The 19,799-nt window shown below is 39.9% G+C and carries 10 protein-coding genes; all 10 read right to left on the reverse strand.

Going from position 1 to position 19,799, the window contains the following annotated elements; translation table 11 throughout:
- Positions 1 to 42 precede the first annotated feature (42 nt).
- The 10 genes from EV194_RS01380 to EV194_RS01425 all read right to left on the reverse strand — a co-directional run bounded on the left by EV194_RS01380 (position 43) and on the right by EV194_RS01425 (position 19,775).
- Positions 43 to 3,615, reverse strand: a complete 3,573-nt coding sequence (locus EV194_RS01380; protein ID WP_132431331.1) for a family 43 glycosylhydrolase — start codon at positions 3,613 to 3,615, stop codon at positions 43 to 45.
- 578 nt (positions 3,616 to 4,193) lie between these two features.
- A complete protein-coding gene (locus EV194_RS01385) occupies positions 4,194 to 4,937 on the reverse strand; it encodes a 3-keto-disaccharide hydrolase (protein WP_132431333.1) in 744 nt (247 codons plus the stop codon).
- Positions 4,938 to 5,023: 86 nt separating this feature from the next.
- Positions 5,024 to 6,436, reverse strand: coding sequence for a Gfo/Idh/MocA family protein (locus EV194_RS01390; RefSeq protein WP_132431335.1), 1,413 nt, complete (start codon positions 6,434 to 6,436; stop codon positions 5,024 to 5,026).
- Between the two features lie 333 nt (positions 6,437 to 6,769).
- Positions 6,770 to 8,869 (reverse strand): hypothetical protein, encoded by a 2,100-nt coding sequence (locus tag EV194_RS01395; RefSeq protein WP_243699295.1) that lies wholly within the window; start codon positions 8,867 to 8,869, stop codon positions 6,770 to 6,772.
- Positions 8,870 to 8,998: 129 nt separating this feature from the next.
- A complete protein-coding gene (locus tag EV194_RS01400) occupies positions 8,999 to 11,596 on the reverse strand; it encodes a glycoside hydrolase (protein ID WP_165921774.1) in 2,598 nt (865 codons plus the stop codon).
- Positions 11,597 to 12,000: 404 nt separating this feature from the next.
- Positions 12,001 to 12,906, reverse strand: a complete 906-nt coding sequence (locus tag EV194_RS01405; RefSeq protein ID WP_132431339.1) for an alpha/beta hydrolase — start codon at positions 12,904 to 12,906, stop codon at positions 12,001 to 12,003.
- A 108-nt stretch (positions 12,907 to 13,014) separates the two neighbouring features.
- Complete coding sequence (locus tag EV194_RS01410) at positions 13,015 to 14,613, reverse strand: alpha-N-arabinofuranosidase (protein WP_132431341.1); 1,599 nt, start codon at positions 14,611 to 14,613, stop codon at positions 13,015 to 13,017.
- A gap of 87 nt (positions 14,614 to 14,700) precedes the next feature.
- A complete protein-coding gene (locus tag EV194_RS01415) occupies positions 14,701 to 16,281 on the reverse strand; it encodes a glycoside hydrolase family 43 protein (RefSeq protein ID WP_132431343.1) in 1,581 nt (526 codons plus the stop codon).
- Positions 16,282 to 16,438: 157 nt separating this feature from the next.
- Complete coding sequence (locus EV194_RS01420) at positions 16,439 to 17,815, reverse strand: glycoside hydrolase family 43 protein (protein WP_132431345.1); 1,377 nt, start codon at positions 17,813 to 17,815, stop codon at positions 16,439 to 16,441.
- A gap of 13 nt (positions 17,816 to 17,828) precedes the next feature.
- Positions 17,829 to 19,775: a glycoside hydrolase family 97 protein gene (locus EV194_RS01425; RefSeq protein WP_207915858.1), complete on the reverse strand. Its 1,947-nt coding sequence runs from the start codon at positions 19,773 to 19,775 to the stop codon at positions 17,829 to 17,831.
- Positions 19,776 to 19,799 lie beyond the last annotated feature (24 nt).

A 19,799-nucleotide genomic window follows, 5' to 3' on the forward strand; every position in this document is an offset into this window, starting at 1 on the left:
TTTAAAATTAAATAATCTGTGCACCTAAATTTACAACACAATTCAAAATCTATTACTATTCACCAGTTCCCTTTGATACCCTTTTTGTGCATTTCCGATGATATAAATACCACCTGGCAGCCCATTTACAGCGTCTCTTCTATATATAGAAGAGCGAATTAGAACACCACTTATTGAGTAAACATCTACAATGTCATCATCACTCAAAACCGGTTTATCCATTTCAGATATACTATTTGGAATGTCAACATAATATTCATCAGAATTTGACACAAAAACATCATCGATATAAATAGGAATTCCCCCATGCGACCAAAAACCGATAATATAAAGAGCTTTAGGATCTAATTTTACTTGTTGCCCATCTACAACTTTATACATATGTTGCAATGGCACTACAAACTCAGTTGCTGATCCGACTTCATAAGCAAATGGCGTACTCCAATAACTCGTTTCATTAAAAATACGGAAGGAGGCACCTCCTGATGTTGGTTGTTTTAACTTAACGACTAGATACTTATAATCTGACAGATCGAGCCCTTGATCATATGTCCAGCCTCCAAAGCCCCATGGCCCGGTAATTAAGGCACCTGTTTCCTCGTTGAATGTACCATCCTCCCATATAGAAGGATTAAAGAGCTCATTGGTTAATGGGAAGGTTGTAACATTTATATCAAATTGAATGGTTTCAGTGCCCGCCAATTCTCCTGAAAAGGTGACAGAAATGTTTGCAAATCCATCTTTAAGGGCAACTATTTGTCCATTAACAATTCTAACTACGTCCGGAGCCGAATTTTGGATATCTGCACGTCTCGCTACGTTTTCAACTCTGCCATCCCTGTATAGCGCATTAACATTGAGTGCTTTGCTGCTACCCGTCATCATCGTGATATTTGAACTCTCAACGGATAAAGATTCAAGAATTAACTGATCCTCAGTATAACCTACAAAATTGGGATCGTAAAACATATCTTCGTCGAAGGCCTCTTCTGTTGAAAACCAATCTATATCAACAAATCCACCCTCTTCAATGGTTGCATAATTGAATATGGCAAAACGATTTGCGAAAGATAAATTTTCATCAAAACCTAGTTCAAAATCAATCCCGAAGGGCATGTAATCCTCATTATCTAAACTGTAATAGAAAGCAGCCTTCTTCACATCCCGGTTAACGATTATGCGTAAATATATGTAGGCCTCTGAGATTTCCGAACCTATATCAATTGTTCCATTATTGTTATAGATAATTTTGGGCTCATCATTTTCAACCATAACTCCAATGAATGCATACGGATTTTGTAGAATAGATAGACCTGCAACATCACCCTCCAACATTTCGCTTATATCCATTCTAATGGTGGCGTAAGACTTATCATTATCTTTAAACCCTAGCACCCTCTGCGTGAGCACGTTCTCAGCATTGCCGATATTATCAACTACATTTCCTGTATGAATTCGCAGATAACCGGGTCGTTCAAACAACGACCAATTTGAATGATTAACGTTGTTATACCAATTCCATTGAGCTCCTAACTGATAATACCGGAAATTATCATTGGTTGACAGAGCCGTAGGGAAGAAACTCATTCCAACATTTGGCTTCTGCATATTTCCCATGATGTCACTTACGATTCTCACCGAGGGCCATCCATCATCCCATTCTAATCGATACAATGACGGCAGTTGCCCAAGTTCTTCGTGATTGTAAGAAAGGAGGGACCACCATTGTCCTGTTTGGGTCTTAACAATTGCAACACTATTAATCAAAGCATGATCAAGAAGCACTGACTCTTCATAAGGGCCTGTTAATTCATCTGCACGAAATACAATTTGACTGCCTGTTGACACATTACCAGATGTAATGAAATATTGACCATCAAACACATAGGCACGAGTTCCATAAAAGTCATAATCTCTAAAACCAATGATTACCTCATTGCTACCTACGGCTTCAAAGTCCTCGTTTAGCTCTCTAAGCATTATATCACCAGCCCCATGAATCATATATTTCTTGCCATCGGCAAACATCAATACCGGATTATCATAATAGGTGTCAAGCTCATCTATAGACCATATACCTTCCGGATTTTCAGATGAAAGAACATATGTATTGTTGTGTGTATTAAAAACAATATAAAACACTCCTTCATGAAAACTAATTCTGGAAAGTCCATTGGGAATTAAATCGCTATAAAAACCTTCACCATGCGCAGACTCGGCTCTTTGTAAAGGATTAACGGCATATTCCCAATTCACTAAATCTTTTGATTTTAACAACGATAATCCACCTAGGATGTTTTTTGAAGAACTCAGCATATAATACTTATCATCTACAAGTATTACATCAGCATTTGGAAAATCACCATGAATTACAGGGTTTCTAAAAGTTCCGTTACCATTGTCGCTGATTGATCTGTTTTCGAAATGTGGCCGTGGATACTCATATCCGGCATACTCTTGCCACCAATGGAAAGTTGGGTAACCGCATGCTTCTGGATTTCCTCCGTATGCAATTCCACCATCAGGGTCACCTCTTTCCAGAAGGTTTTCAACCATCAATAAATTCCAACTCACATTACCAGATTCATCTGTTATTTTCTTAAAGTTTGCGCCAAATCCTTCACCTCCAGCAACACCAGTTATTCCATCTCCCCAGGCACCAACTCCATCAGGAGCCCAATCAATTTCTGTAATAATAATGGGTGCAAAATCTGCAACAGGTTTCACATTTTCATCCCAAGCCTGTCTGAACCTCTCATAATTTCTAACACCACCCCAATATCCGGGATAGATGTGGACAGCATAACCAATATTGTCTCCCTGGATAGGATTTACTGCAAAACCCTTATAGTGGGACTGATAACCAGAACCTGGAATCCAAAGTACATTATGAAATCCATTCTCACGGATTCTGTCCACAATTGGTTGAAATATTTCAACCAATACATCAAAGTGTGGTTGTGTATTGGCACCTACAGAGCCGTCTGCAAGACGAATTTGTACTGGCTCATTGGCCAATTCAAACATAATCTCCTCTTGCTTCTGAATCCAAGGATGGCTTGATACAATATCCCACACTGTCATCAAGTATTCTGCATAATTGTATTCATCTTCAACTCCTATCACGTGAGGAGAAACACCCGGAGGACGCATTACGACATACAATCCTCGAGAAATAGCGTGTTCAGCTAATGGAATATATACCTCATCAAGATACTTTATAAACCTGTCAACATCAAAACAGTTGGGAAGCTCATGTGCGTCGGGGGTACATCCCGGAGCATTAGTCCAGTGAGGATCCATATGCAACCTGATATAGCTCATATACCATCCCTTCGAAGGATCACTTAAAACATCAATTACAGAGTTATTGTAAGCCAGGGCCCCTTCAACATCGAAGTCATGCCAGCGCCATTCCCCAACATGGCCACCGTTGAACCATGGACTAGGGGTAATTCCAACACCATGAAGATTCACAATATTACCATGTGGATCTTTTAAATATCTGCCATCAACATGAAGCCCTGGAGTTGGCATTCCAACCCAAGCCAAAGCTTGATTGCCAACCATAATTAGAACAGCTAATAAAGCAATTCGAAGTAAACATTTTTTCATAATTGTTTTTATTAATAAAACTGGCAGTGAAATTAGTCTAAAACAAAATCAACTCTTTTTGAAATTAGATAATCCATATTTACTCTCAGATAAATTCGACAAGTAAAGCCTCTTATCAGCCAAGATAAAACTGTCTTTTAGTGTATTTTATGAATATATGCAATCAGTGATCGAGAAAATGAAGTCTTATTTACAGTGGGAAGATAAAAGATTAAATCAATAAATAGTGAAGCATTAGTTTGAGGCTCCTTTTTATTTCATTGATTACTAAATAGATAAACCTATCTCTTTGTTTCGCAAATCCCTTAAAACCTGCCAGTTGATTTTATCTTATATCTCCAATTCTAAAAGTCTAACGATCTGATATGAATGTAAGTTTGATTGAAATGATAGGTTGTTTGATTGACAACCACCCAGCAATGCGCCTGTAGAAAGAGAAAGCATATCTGACATGAACAAGTTTACTTTCAAAGCGAAGAAATTGATTTGGATGTATTAATATGTTTAATCAAAAAAATAAGAGACAGCCGTATGGCTGTCTCTTATTTTTAACATTACAGAAAAGCTAAGATTGTCATTCAATCATTAAACAAATCTATTTCTCTTACCCAAATATTTCTAAAGCTAACAGAATCTCCATGGTTTTGAAGCCGGATGGGCATTTTTTCATCATGCTTCTCATACTCGGGAAAACCTATGTATCTGGTGGGACCTAGCAGTTCCACATGGTTTTGCACCAAAATACCGTTATGCAATACAGTAACGTAGGCAGGAGATTTTAAAGATCCATCTTCGTTAAAGCGAGGAGCTGTAAAGAAGATATCATACGTTTGCCATTCACCGGGAGGCAAAGAGGCATTAACCAAAGGAATATGCTGTTTATATATACTTGCAGCCTGTCCATTATAATGGGTCTCATTTTCCCATGAATCAAGCACCTGCACTTCATACCTATCCATAAGAAAAACACCACTATTTCCACGCCCCTGGCCACTACCGGTTACGACTTCCGGAGTACGCCACTCAACATGAAGTTGTACATCTCCAAAACGGGCCTTGGATAGAATATCCCCAGTTCCAGGAATAACAGTCAGTACTCCGTCTTTCATTTCCCAACGAACAGGATCGCCATTGCGATGCTCCCATTGCACCATGTCAATTGAAGAACCCAATAAAACTTTAGCATCTGAGGGGGGCATATTGAATCGCCCCGGAATCACCGTTTCGGGTTCGCGCGACCAATCCTCGGTTTCCCTGGGATCCTGACCATAAACAACAGTCAGCATCAGTGAAACAGCGAAAAACATAAACAACTTGATCATAATTTAAATAATTTAGAAATGAATATCTATATCATCTCTTTTCTTCGGTAAAGACGAAGAAAAGAACAACCTCAAAAAGAGGAGGATTACAATTTGTAAAATTCTTCCCATCCTTTACGCGGTGGAGTTCCAACCAATAATTCATTACCCAGTTTACTATTGGTTATTTGTTTCGTTTCTCTGTCAAAAACCAATTTTTTATTCAGAAACTGAGCCATGACGCCTAAACTAAAAACCTGACTTAAAGGCCCTGAAATCTCGAATGGAGAACGGGCTTCTTCCTGCCCTTTTACTGCTAACAGGAAATTTGCGTAATGATCTGACGGGCTTCGCGGAACATCAGGAAGTTTGCTTTGCATTTCTCTTGCTTTCTCCTCTGGTATGATAGACAAAGTGCTCGCATGAGTACCACCGGCAAATACCAGGTCTTTACTGTAGATCTCTTTACCGGGATTTAATGAAATAGGTTGAATAGCGCCATCGCTTGGTGGCGGAATGTCTGGATCTAATTCTACATTTCCAAGTCCATCCGGTAGAGGTGGAAAATTATCGATACCATCGTACCATGTGATATTACAAGCTGGCATGTTACCTCTCTCTGGAAATTTGAAATCGATGGTAGATGCCTGAGGGAAGAAAAAGCTATTATGCCCATCAAGCTTTATGGGATTTATTTCATAAGGTAATCCCAAATCAAGGAATCTGTGAGCCGTATCAATAATGTGAGCACCCCAATCTCCTAAAGCACCCAATCCAAAGTCATACCAGCAACGCCATTGACCATTTACAAAATCACGGTGGAAATCTCTCATCTCTGCTGCAGCGACCCATCCATCCCAGTCTAAAGTTGAAGGAATAGGATCGCCTGAAGGAAATTTTGTAATACTGGTGTCCCATCCATGCCAACGACGAGGGTTGTTCATATGGGCATTAATATGCGTAACATCCTTAATTATCCCAGCTTCCACCCAAGCTTTAAATTGGAAATAATTGGCTCCGGAATGCCCCTGGTTTCCCATTTGTGTGACAACGCCATACCTAAGAGCAGCCTGCATCATTAGCTCCACCTCATGAAAGGTTCTGGCTAGTGGTTTTTCTACAAATACAGCCTTCCCTAATGACATTGCAAGCATGGTAATTGGGAAGTGCGAGTGATCAGGGGTGGCTATGAGGACAGCATCAATTTGGTTGGCCATTTTATCAAACATCACTCTGAAGTCCTGAAAGCGTGGAGCATTAGGAAATTGCTCCATCATACGTGTGGTATGACGGGCTCCCATATCGGTATCGCAAAGCGCAACAATGTTACACTGTCCTGTATTGTACAAGGCCATAATGTCTGCAGCCCCTTGGTTTCCGATTCCACAGCAAGCAAGGTTTACTCTTTCGTTTGCGCTTGCACGTTTAGAAGAGATCATACCCATTAATGACCCGCTCATTGCCAAACCGGCGGCGCCTAATGAAACATTTCTTATAAAATCGCGTCTGTTAGTACCCATAATTATAGGATTTAAATTAATATCATCAATTTTAAAATTACCATAGAACCTAAAACACAAATTAAAAGATTCTACAAACTCTTCAAACAGGATATTTGTATCAAATTTACATGACATCTGTTTCAGAATGCAACATGATGAAACGAGACCTTAGGCTTCGAGACCTGTTCTCCCAAAGCATCGGGCTCTATTGAAAAACAAATTATATAGAGATAAAATCCTCATAGAATAAAAAGCAACAAGCTACCCCTGATAATTAAATAAGGGATAGCTTGTTCTTTTAAATGAGATAATAATGGCAAAAACCTAAACATAGGTTTTTAAAAACAAATTCTACTCAGATTCAAACACAACGTTGTATGTTTTCACAATGCCATTGTAATCAAAATTAACCACTGCTATTCCATCAATTGAATCAGCCTGCTTTATGTCCACTTTAACAGCAGAATTACTGGCTGACGCAGTTACATTAGGAGTATCATTTGTTCCTGCTGGGAAAGTATAGCTGGCTTGATAAAGGGTATAATCAACAATACCGTTTTCATTGGTTGATCTTACCGGCGTGGCAGGAATTTCTACCTCATTGCCATTAACTTGAATGTTGACAGTGGGAGCAATTGGGCGAACAATCTCTTTTTGGTCAGAGCTGAAACCCAGCCCGATTAAATCAAAAAGGCCTTCGTTATCCGCACCTTCTGCCACAAGGAAGATGGCATGCTTTTTCTCTAAATGATCTACAAAATCAGATACATCTATTGTGTATTTATTGGTTTCCTTTGCTGAATTGGCTGGCACTAGGATCTCTCCGATTTTTGTTCCATTCCAGGCATCGTTATCCCATGGTCCGTCTAGCCAAACATTTACTTTAAATGCCTGGTCTGTTTTTGGAGTCAGAAATAGATTAAAAGCTGTATTATTCCCAGGTTTGCTGCCTTCAAAAGCCTTTAAACCCTTTTTGTCTACATCCAAACCACCAAAACCAAAGTATTTATACCCAATTATATCACCATTAAGAACTTCACCAATGGGCATGTTATTATCCCAAATATCCCAGCTATCCTGCTGGCTTCCCAGGTTTGACAAATAGCAAGCATAACCTGCCGAGTAATAGTTATACGGATCTAATCCGTATATATGAAAACCTTCCGAAGTTACCTCAGCTCCAGTGTATTCCATACCCCGGCTATCCTTTGCTGTCCAAATTTTACCTTCTGCATAGGGATCGTATGCCCTGATGGTTACTTTTCCTCCATCAGCCACAGGTTTTTCATCCCACTCAATAATAATAGGTGCAACCATTGGCTGGCGGGCATTTCCAAAACTTCTTGGAGCTCTGTGGTAAAAAGCATACCACTGGTCATTAATCAGTTCAATACTTCCATGGGTATTGTGTCCTGAATAACTTGTTTGAAGTGCAGAACCATCTTCATTTAGTACAGGAGCACGCGAATCCACAAGAACTCCTCCGCTTCTCCATGGCCCAAGAGGTGAGTCTCCGTATGCGTAACGGAGTGTGGAGTTGGTGCTGCTCACTCCATAATCGGGGCCGGAATAACCACTAAAAACCCATACATATTTATTACCAACCCTGCGAATTGATGCCGCTTCGAAAAAATTGAATGAGCCCAAATCTTCTCCGGGATATACATATGGATATTCGGTTCCTTCCGGATCACGAATAACCCCATAACGGAAACTGGCTGGAATAAAACGGTCAATCACTTCAGTACCGGGCCTTACAGAGTACATTGTGTTCTGATCTAGCTCTGCTGCTAACGAACGTTGAAAACCCCAATAACCGTAGGCTCTGAAACCAATTTCATAATCGGGGTCGTTGGGATCTGTAATATATTCAATATATACAGATGGGTCAAATCCCATGACGCTGCCTGGCAGAGTGTTTCGGCCATCTTCGGTCATGTTAATGGGGGTGAATGGGCCATCAGGACGATATCCTTTTGCCACCATTGCTTCCCTACCGGGACCACGACTGTGAGGATAAAGGTAGTACTCCTTGGTTCCATCCCTTCTAACTACTTCAACAAGATCCGGTGCATACATCACATCCCATTGATCATCGACATGATAAGTAAAAATAGGCCCTTCGTCACGCCAGCTTGACAAATCTTCCACAGGAGCCGACCAGGCTCTTATGTCGGGTCCACAGTAGCTGGTATATCTTACATCGTGAGAACCAATGATGTAATATCTATACTTACCTGGATTATCAGGATCTTCGAATACTCGTGGCTCTCCATCCGGAAGATGTTCCCATAAAGGTAAATAAGGATTACCTGCAACCCGGAAGGTTGCTTTATCATTAGAACTTGCAATCCCCGAATCTCTTACTTGTGCACAAGAGAACATAATTAAAGGTATAAACAGCGATAAGAGCATATACCTCATCCACATAACCATCGTTTCTTTTTTCATAAATACTATTTTTGATAATTTAATATAATTCTGATCTCATCATAATTCTATATAAGTATTGAACCTTTATTTGGGGTATGATTTTGCGATGATCAAGAACACAGATACTTTGATTGACGCATCAAGAGCTTATTGATAAATCACTTTTTTCCCGTTCTTGATATAAATCACACCCTTCTGTGGATATCTTACAGGACGTCCCAATAAGTCATAATACACATTGTCGCCATCATTTTCATTCTGGAATTCAGGAATAGCATTAATGTTTGAGACGTCATCCAGTATAAGAGGCAGATTAACAGCAGTAACAGATCCATCAAAATCAAAATAGGCACTGAACGGCATTATGTAAGTTTGTTCTCCACTCTCCACCCGATGAAAGGAGTAAATACCGCCAACGTTTTTGAGCACATAGCTGTTTTTCGGAGCCTTATGAGAAACATAAACGTTTGTCATATCATCAACTAAGCTCTCCTGTTGCGTTGACACCAAGCCATTTCCATTGAATGTAAAAGTTCCGTTGCCAACTATCAGGACGGGTGTGTTCGCATAGATTCCTCCATTTTCAATACGATATCCATAAATATGTCCAGATTCATATTCCAGAGAATATACCCCTATATCTTCAGGAATGCTGGCATCAAAAGGTAAAGTCATAACTCTATACCCATTAAGCTGTAAGGTATAAGATGCAGAACCTGCAGTAATATCTTCTTGAATATAAAAGCTTCCACCAACATCTGACAAGATTAATTCCTCACAAATGTTATCAGAAATAAGATTTGCACCAATTACAGCTTGTTCCTCTTCAATATAATACACTGCATTTTTATTTACTGACATGGAATGCCAATCTGTACCAGAAGGTATTCCCGTGACTTCTGAAAAGTCAATTGAAGTTGTTGAAATATCTTCAAGACAATCCAACAGGAACCCATCACCCGAACTATATGGCCCGGAGAACTTATACATCTTCTCATCTCCAATCATAAAGTATACATCTCCAAACGTGATGGAGAGAACTGAAGTCCAGTTTCCATTACGAAGCCCAATAATGCCGGTAATTCCATCGGTTAAAACATCGGTAGAAATATCAAGCACCCAATTGTAATTTCCTTGCTGATTAAAACTTATGGTTCCGTAATTATGAGATTGTACTTGCCCGTTTCCATTAATGTAATACAAAGTAGTATTAGCAGAAGTATAGGTAGCAGGGGAAGATATCTCTTTGATATGAAACACAAGTTTGTTATACCTGTCATCCAATTGCAGATAACCATTAGAGCTGTTGGTATTTGGGCTAATGAGATGATTCCCATTATCAAAAATAAAAGATTGTCCACTCATTTGGTAATTGGTTCCAAATGAAGGATTGGTTACAAACTGGTTTTCGATTGCATTCGGGAATATCTGTGCGCCTTCCATCTCTGACTCAGGTCTATCATCACCAATACTGAAAATAAGCGTGGTGAAGCTTGAAGCAGCAATATCTATTCTTGGTCTAAAAGTCTCCTCCGGAATATCGATGGTTGATTCTACCATATTGGCATTGATGGTGGTAGTTATACTTGTAGCCGAATTGGTGAAAAATGGTAAGTCAATGGTTAAAGTATAAGGGTTATCAGAAGGGTTTATAACTTTTACAATTACCTCATCACCGGAAGCAGATAAATAGGCCGACCCATCAAGAACATCAGATCCACCTCGCCATGAACTTTCAACGCGTGTGGTTCCTGTAGTATATTGGGCATAATGGCTCAGAATATAACCGCGTTTTGTAATCACTCCATAAGGTGTTCCGTTTGTTCCATCACCCATCATGCCATAATACCGTTTTGATGCATAATGAACCCATGCATTAATATCGCTTAGAAGTGCAGTATTAACAGCTTTTGCAAAATCAAAAGCATCAATTGACCAAGTAAAATTACGGTCCGATGGTAAGTCGGCATTCCAGTTTATCAAAAACTCAGATTGCCATACTTCCATTCCTCTTTCCTGAAGTTTTTTATGTGCAGTTTGGATAGGCCCATACTGGTGACCTGCAAAGATGCCCAGATTTTCGAATACCTCATCAGGCAACATGGCATTTGCATAATCATCAGTAATCCCAATTCCCTCTGCTGCCATGATAGGAGCGGTAATGATATGACCGTAATCCCTGATGAAATTTGCCATTTGCTCTGGGGTAAAACGGCATCCATGATAACCCGGCAAATAATCTGGTTCGTTTTGAATGGATATGGCGGTTAACTCCACCCCATTCTCTCTCATCAATTCAACGAAATTATTTAAGTAGTTTGCATAATCTTCGTAGTGTTCTTCTTTAAGTTCCCCGATAATTCCATTATGCACTGCATTGATGTGGTTATTGGTTTTCCATTCTGGGGGCATTGTCCATGGACTGGCAAAGAGCTTAATACCTAAGGATTGTGCTAGTTGGGCAGTGGGAACAGCTTGATGAAAATTACTTTCTCCCACTGGGATGTAAATCCGCATGATATTATACCCCATTTGGCTATTTTCGCCCCATAATTGTTGAATCTGTGCTGTGGTCATGTGGTTGAACTGAAATTGTGGTCCATTTACAAACCCTCCAAAGCCTGTAATTTTTTGATGCTGGACACTATTATCAATCACCATTGTAGCCGTTTGTGCAGATATTCCGCCAGCCTTCAAAAACATAATGAAAACAGGCATTAAAATGAAAGTATATATCTTTTTCATATACTCTAATAAATTACAAATTTTTAAGCCCGAGTACTCGGGAGAACTCGCCAATCCAGTCATTCTTACTTCGACTGGGCTCAGTACTTCGCCTGTGTGAGAAAATCTTTGACTTCGTCGATCTGACGATTCTCATGGCTCGTTTCATCTGTCTAAAATTTGTTTTTCAGTTGCTCCCGAGTACTCGGGAGAACTCGTCCCGAAGCCTCGGGACGAGTTTGGTGTGGTTAAAATTTGTTTCTAATTTACTCCAGATGCTTTAGGAGAAGAATTCCCGAAGCCTGAGGACTTTTTTCAAAGCACAATTCACTCGGTTAGTATATATAAATTACCATAGGTAATTTATGCTTTAACTTTTATCTTGTAGTATGTAATTTCTGAGATCACTGTAAAAACTCAATCCATCAGTTCTTATACGCCTGAAGAAAAAAGTCTACCATCATATTTATATATTCCTCTTCATGAACACCCGGCCCATGACCTCCATTCTCAACAATCACTAATTCGCTATCAGCTCCAGCATCATTAAGGGCTTCATATAGGACTTCGCTCTGACAATGTGGAACAACCCTGTCGTTGTTTCCGTGGAAAATAAGAAATGGAGGTGAGTTAGGCGAGGCATAAGTAGTGGGGCTGGCAAGCAGCGTTTTAGTTTGATTCTCCTGAATAGCCCCCCCTATATAACGAGATGCAGGTGAATTAACATCATCATGAATAAAATCTGTTCCACCGCATGAATCCATTATCAACATGTTTGTAGGAGGAAACCAGGCAACCACAGCATCAACCGAACTGCAAAAATCAAGGTATTTCCCAACTTCTCCCTCCAAATCAACCTCCTGACCTTCAAGCGTGAAACTCTTGACATTTCGGGTAACTCCTGCCATAGCAGCAAGGTTACCACCTGAAGAACTGCCACTAATTCCTATAAAAGAAGTATCCAACCTGTATTTCTCAGCATTGGCTCTGATGTACCTGATGACTGCTTTAACATCATGGATTTGAGCAGGAAACAAAGCATTCCAACTGGCACGATGATTTGGGGTGACTACTGCAAACCCCGCATCCAGCAAAGATTTTCCTATTGTATTCATATCAGCTCCCTTAGAACTGTTTGACAACCATGCACTCCCATAAATGTATACTATAACGGGGTAACTGCTTTTCTCCACAGATGGAAGGTAGATGTCCATATTATGATATGACAAGGTATCAGTGGCATAATTAACATTCTCCCATTTTTTCGAATAGTCCTGAGCTATAAGTGGAATATTTAAAAGTAAAAACAAAGTAAGTATATATACCTTCATAATAGATTTTCATTAGGATTTTTACTGGCAAGACTGAAGCTGGTTGAAGATTGAAGCTGCTAATTAGATACTATAATCTATATAAGCAGCTTCAATAGTATTCAAATATTAATTTCTGGTTGTGATTGAAAGAACTGTCACAGATTGAGGTTGCACTGTAACTGAAACCTTGTTACGAGAAGCCTGTGCTTTAATCTCTTTAGGCTTAACGTTATTGGGGTTGTCAAAGGTATTAACTGCATCAATCGCATTTGCATAAAGTGTTTCCCCTTTAACGTTTCTGATTGAATATCCGTCCAGAGAAAGGTCAAAGGTTGCTCTATTATTAGGGTCAATATTGGTTATAGCAACATAGATCTGACCATCTTTTCCTTTTGCTGCGATGGCATCAACCTTTGGAAGGCTGATATCTCCAACCTTATAAACTCCGGGATCGAAATTAATTGCAAGGCGTGTTGCATCCTGAAAAGGTACATACATTCTAAATACATGGTAAGTAGGTGTTAATACCATTTTTTCATTCTCGGTATGAATCACTGACTGCAAAACGTTGACCATCTGCGCAAGATTGGCTCCATGTACTCTCTCAGCATGACGTGTGAATATATTAAAATTCAAAGCAGCAATTACAGCATCACGTTGCGAATTTTGCTGAATCAGGAAACCAGGCTCTGTACCTTCAGTAGGTGCCAGCCAGCTACCCCATTCTGAAACCAGGATTGAAACTTCCGTGTCGGGATCATATTTATCCATTATAGCCCTGTTGTTGGCAATATACTGATCCATTCCAAGCGCTTCTTCAAGAACTTCAGCGTATTGTAGTTCATTAAATCCAGTTGCAGGAATTTCCGCCGGCCAGCCACCACGAGTGTAGTTATGAATAGCAAGGCCTTGCAGATCCCAGGTCCAGGTACGGTCTGCCCATGCCGCCATAATAGCCTCAGTATAACCAAAACTATATTCGTCAAATGAATCAGGTCCAACCGCTACAAATTGAGTGTTTACGTTTGGATTGTAATTGCTGGTAAAAGTTAAATGTCTTTTAAGTTCGGTTATATATTCCTCTGGGGTAAAGGGGCCTCCACATCCCCAAGTTTCATTACCAATTCCCCAGAAAAGAACTTCGTATGGCTCAGGATTGCCATTACGTGCTCTTTCATCTCCAAGGGCAGTCCCTGTTGCAGTTAGATATTCCAACCAATCGGATGCGTCCTTTACAGACCCTGATCCAACATTGGCAGAAACAAATGCATCAGAGCCAATCTGAGCTAAAAAGTCAAAAAACTCGTGTGAACCAAAAGTATTTGGTTCAACAGCTCCTCCCCAGCTCACATTTATTCTTTTTCTTCTTTCCTCTGGTGTACCAATCCCTTCGCGCCAATGATACCTGTCGGCAAAGCAACCGCCCGGCCACCTTACATTTGGCACTTTAATTTCTTTTAAAGCCTCAACCACATCATTTCTAATCCCTCTGGTATTAGGGATATCTGAATCGGGACCTACCCAAATACCTCCATAGATACCAAATCCCAAATGTTCGGCAAAATGTCCAAAGATATTTCTATTAATTACAGGCCCTTGCTGCGAAGGTTCAATAGTAACTTTAACCGTATTCTGCCCTTGAGCAGAAGTTATTTGAGATAAAAATAACAGCGCCACAAAGCTTATGTAGGCACCTAATTTTAAATAATTAACTGAATGTTTCATCCGTTTTCTTATTTTATATTAAACAATTAAGACAAATTCAAAATATGGCTAAAAATCTTCCTTAAACTTAATGCTTAATGGCAACTCTTACCAACTAATGCTATCTGATATTTTATAATGACCAAAATCAACATAACCTCCTGATGATTTGGTTGCATAATTAAATAAACCAAAACGATAACCCATGAAATGCTCCATCAACGTGTATTGCATATTAAGCTCATTACCTATTTGTTCCCAGTCTTTTCCATTTAGGCTGTAAAAAAATCGGGCGACATCGGCTCTGTCTCTAAAATCGCATTCAACTTTCAGATACACTGTTGATTGATCCAGCGGAAAACTTTCTATCTCTTCAAGAGTATCACCCTGGTTGCTGATCATAAAAACACTTTTAACTCCATTTTCATATTTTACACCCACTTTGCCATACATACGCTGAAATGCGGTTAACCCTGCAAAATCGCCCTCTTTCATATTATCAACTTCAATAACAGTAGAAGCTGAACTTACAGGGCCAAAAGTACGCTGGGTAAGTGTATTTCTTGCCTTTTGCAACTCATCAACAACGGTTCCTGTCCTTAAGCGTAAAAACCCTTCACGCTCTCTTACTGACCACAATTCGTTTACCGGATTATGATTCCATTGCCATACCAGCGGCAGATCTGGGTCGTTTGCTCCCCGTTTAAAATCATCTGACGAAACGATTCCCGGCATTAAACCTCTGCTCGCAGGTAGATCAAGAGTATCAGGAACGACTCCGTCAATTCCCAATACCGGCCATCCATCTTCCCATCTCATTGGCATAAGGTACGGTATACGCCCCACTGACCCAAAATCACGAAACATATATGCATACCAATCTCCCTCGGGTGTATCAATAACGGATCCTTGAGCAATTCCCCTATCACTTAATAACACGCGTCCTTCGTATGGCCCGGTTATCTCTTTTGCACGATGTACCAAAACAGTTCTCATACCATTTCGAGGCCACGTTATATTAAAAACGTAGTACATTCCATCGTGCTTATAAAGCTGTGTTCCTTCAGCAGGAAGCATTAAATCTTCTGCAACAACTTTTCCGGCCTCAGCAATAATTATTTTATTAATCCCATTTGGCTTAATCCCGGATAAATCGTCCTTAAGTTCTACAATACGAACATCGCCACCTCCATATAACATATATACTTTCCCGTTATCGAAAACCAGTGAATGGTCATGGAGGACAGGTGAAAATGAGATCTCTTTCCATGGTTCATTCTCGGGGTCTCGCGTAGTATAAATGTGGGTTTTCCCGGATGTTGCAGAGAAAGTTGAAGCATAAAACATTCCATTATGATACCGAATACTTGGAGCCCAGGAGCCTCTTCCGTATGAACGTTGATCATTTTCAAGGTTCATCGCATCATTATCAACAAGAGAGTTATAAGCATAGCTTATAATTTCCCAATTTATTAAATCATATGATTTCATAATTGGCAAGCCCGGGTTCATGTGCATAGTAGTGCTTGCTGAGTAGTAAACATCTCCTACCCTCACCATGGCTACATCAGGCACATCCGCCCATATAACAGGGTTTGTAGCTCTTTCTTTTGCATCTCCTATACTTGTTTGGGATTTACATCCTGCTATTAGGAAGACAACCAAAAAAAGACTCAGAAAACTTTTCATACTTGTAATATTTAAATAATAAAATCTATTATAATTCCATACTAATACTAAAAGGTGAATTTCGAACAAAACCTTTATCCAGCCGCTGATGCGGGGATAAAGGTTTTGCAATCATTAAAAGATTTTCGAAACAAATATCATAATTTCTATCTCGTTTCTAACGACTGAACTGCCACCAATCAAAGTTGAATAAGTTTCCTTCACCGCCGGTGAATACAAAATATACATCATGAACACCTCTCACCCTCTTAACCTTACAAGATTTAACTGCCCAATTTTTATCTCCTCCTGTATTTTCAACTTTGCATGTTCCCAATAGCTCACCATCAACACCTCCTATTCGGATTTCAATATTACCTCCTGCCCTTCCGGATGCTACAGAGGCTTTAAAATTTCTCGCTCCACGACCAAAATCAACGTCACGAACTTTAATGTAGTTCCCATTATTGATATTGGTAACAAAAACGCCTGTTTTTTCATCTCGGTCAATGTTCAAACCTTCAGACCAGGCAATGGTTTCAGCTTCAACCCTGATAAATGGGTTTAAGTTAGCCACTCCATTAACAATTCCCTCTCTGGTTGGAATAATTTCAGGGAATGAGCCATCTGCGTTAAATTCGAACTGTTCAACACAAACAGAACGGTTAAATCCGCCACCACCTGGCAATTCTTCGCTGTGATAAAAGAAATAGGAATTACCCTTATAATCAATAACTCCCGGATGGTTTGTAAATGCAAGTCCCGGATGACGACCCATTATTATTCCCTGATATGTCCAGGGTCCTTCTGCTGTAGGCGCTGTTGAATAGGCAATATATTCCGGAATACCAACGGCGGCAAATATCATGTAATAGATATCGCCTCTTTTGTAGAGCCATGGAGCCTCTTCGTAATTGGTTGTATATCTGTCACTAGGTTCAGTTCTTTCTCCAAAAGCTTCAGGCGTCATTTCCAGAGAGACCACTCCATTATTCCCAATGCTTTTATCAAAAGAGATCATGTCCTCATTAAGCTTAACATAATGCAGATCGGGATTTCCCCAATATAAATAAGCCTGACCATCATCGTCGATAAAAACTGTAGGGTCAATATCATCCCATATATAGTCAGATGAGCGCACTAATCTGCGTCCAATTGGGTCTTTAAATGGCCCATACGGTCTGTCAGCCACCAAAACACCAATTCCGTCTCCGTGGATTGGGCAATAGAGATAAAACTTACCGTTACGTTCAATGGCTTGAGGAGCCCATGCTCCGTTTTCTACATTAGACCATTTAAAGTCTTCCAATGAAGCAACAGTTCCATAAGCAGTCCAATTCACCATATCGGTAGTTGAAAACAACTGCCAGTCGTGCATGGTAAAGAAATTGGAAGTTGTATGCTCATCGTGTGTTGTGTAAACAAACAATGTGTCATTGTATATCATTGGAGCTGGATCCGCTGTGAACATGGTTTGCACAAAAGGGTTTTGGGCATTTGTTACGAAGAACATCAAACTGGCTATCAAAGCCACACTTAATCTTAACACTCTCATATTATATTATTTTTTATTTGGTTAATACAAAGCCACCGTTTGGCTGAATCGTTACGTTAAAGCGACCATTGGCAGGAACTCTGGTTGTTTCCATAAAAGGAGTCCCATCCCTTTTGTCGTTATACATTGTTACCGTTTGACCTGCCATCATTGGCAAATCAATAGTTATCCTTTTGGCTGAAGTTTCAGCATTGACACCTGCAATATACCAATCCTGACCATTGCGACGAGCGATTACGCTATATTTACCTGGCGTTCCGGCAATGTATCTGGTTTCGTCCCACAACACAGGAATATTTCGCATAAATTCAATAGCAAAGTCCGGAGCATCGGTTAAATTATTTGGTGTAAGCGCAAAAAACTGAACAGGATTTTGGAATAGAATTCCTGTTGCAAGTTGGAAGATATCAGTAGTTAATCGCTTTTGGCCTTCCTGGTTTCCACGATTTAGGTATTTATTAAGAATAACTCCACCAAATTCCATGCTGGCCACAGAGTTACGAATAAATGGGTGTAAGGTGGCGTAGAATGCTTCCTTCTCACGGGTATCTTGTACAAAAACCAACATTTCAGAAGCCAAAACAGCTTCGCTTCCGACAAAATTAGGGTACATTCTTTCCCATCCCCGTGGCAATGTTGCGCCATGAAAATTAACCATTAAACCATAATCGTTGGCATCGGACATGATGTCTTCGTATAATCTCATAGTTTCCTGTTTGTCTCCACCCAGAAAATCTACTTTAATTCCTTTTACGCCAACCTCCTGCAACCACCTCATCTCTTTCTTTCGCTCAATTGAAGTGTTCATCTTGTTGATTGGAGTTTGAAAAGCATCATTAAATGAGCCATTGGAGTTGTACCATAAGAAAACCCCAACATTTTTCGAACGGGCATATCTTATCAACTCTTCCATTCTGTCGTAGCCGATTCTTTCGTCCCACCATGCATCAATCAGGATAAATTCAAAATCAAGAGCTTCAGCCAAATCAATGTATTTCACCTGATCTTCGTAATTCATACTTGGATCCTGCCAAATAATCCAGCTCCACGTGCTACGTCCAAACTGATAATCAATAGAAGGCTTGTAAAGTGGCTCAACAACATCCCACATAATGGTTGTTTCAACGATGGGTGCAAGATTTTCACCAACCGTAATTGTTCTCCAAGGAGTTACTCCAGGTAGACCCAGCTGTATACCTGAACTACCAAAACCGTTATTTTGTGCGGGATTTGGATAATCAACGGTAAATACGCCATCGGTGTATTTACTTAAATGTGCAGCGTTAGAAAGACTGCGCACCCCGGTCTCAGATAAAAGAACCCAGCCATTATCTCCAACCTGAAACAATCCAGGAAATACGTATCCTTCTGAAGATTGATTTCTTTCGATGGGATAATCCGCTTCATACCCACTCTCATAACTTGGAGAAGTACGTGCGAATGCTTGCATTGGTCTCATCATATGAGAAAGATAGCTCCTGGTGTAGGACGGAAATCTAAACCCTGTCGATTCCATTTCCACAACACATGCTCTTGTATCTCCCCACATCGGGAGCTCATAACGAAATGCAATGTCGTTATTGCTTACCTGGAAAAGGACTGAAATCTCCTTACCATCACCATTTGTAAAGGTTGAGCGCAAAGTATTAGCATGATATTTAATGAAGGAGTGCTTAATTCTATCCTGGGTGTACTCTTTTTCCACAACTCCTTCCTCAGAGCCAACATAGCTCATGTTCGTTCGAAAATCGCCCTCATTTGTCAATAACCCCAATGGAGATTTTTCAAGCATTGTATTGCCATTGTATTCTACCGAATACATTGCCTGATTATTCTCGACTAGAATGGAAACCTGAAGCTTTCCGTCAGGACTGCCTACACTTGCCACTTGTTGGGCCATAATTGCTGATGAAAACAACATCAAACAGATTGACATTAAAATAGAAAAATGAAATCTCATAATAAAGAACTATTTAATTTTAAT

The sequence above is a fragment of the Natronoflexus pectinivorans genome (genome assembly GCF_004345615.1).
In the GTDB taxonomy this organism is placed as follows: Bacteria; Bacteroidota; Bacteroidia; order Bacteroidales; family Marinilabiliaceae; genus Natronoflexus; species Natronoflexus pectinivorans.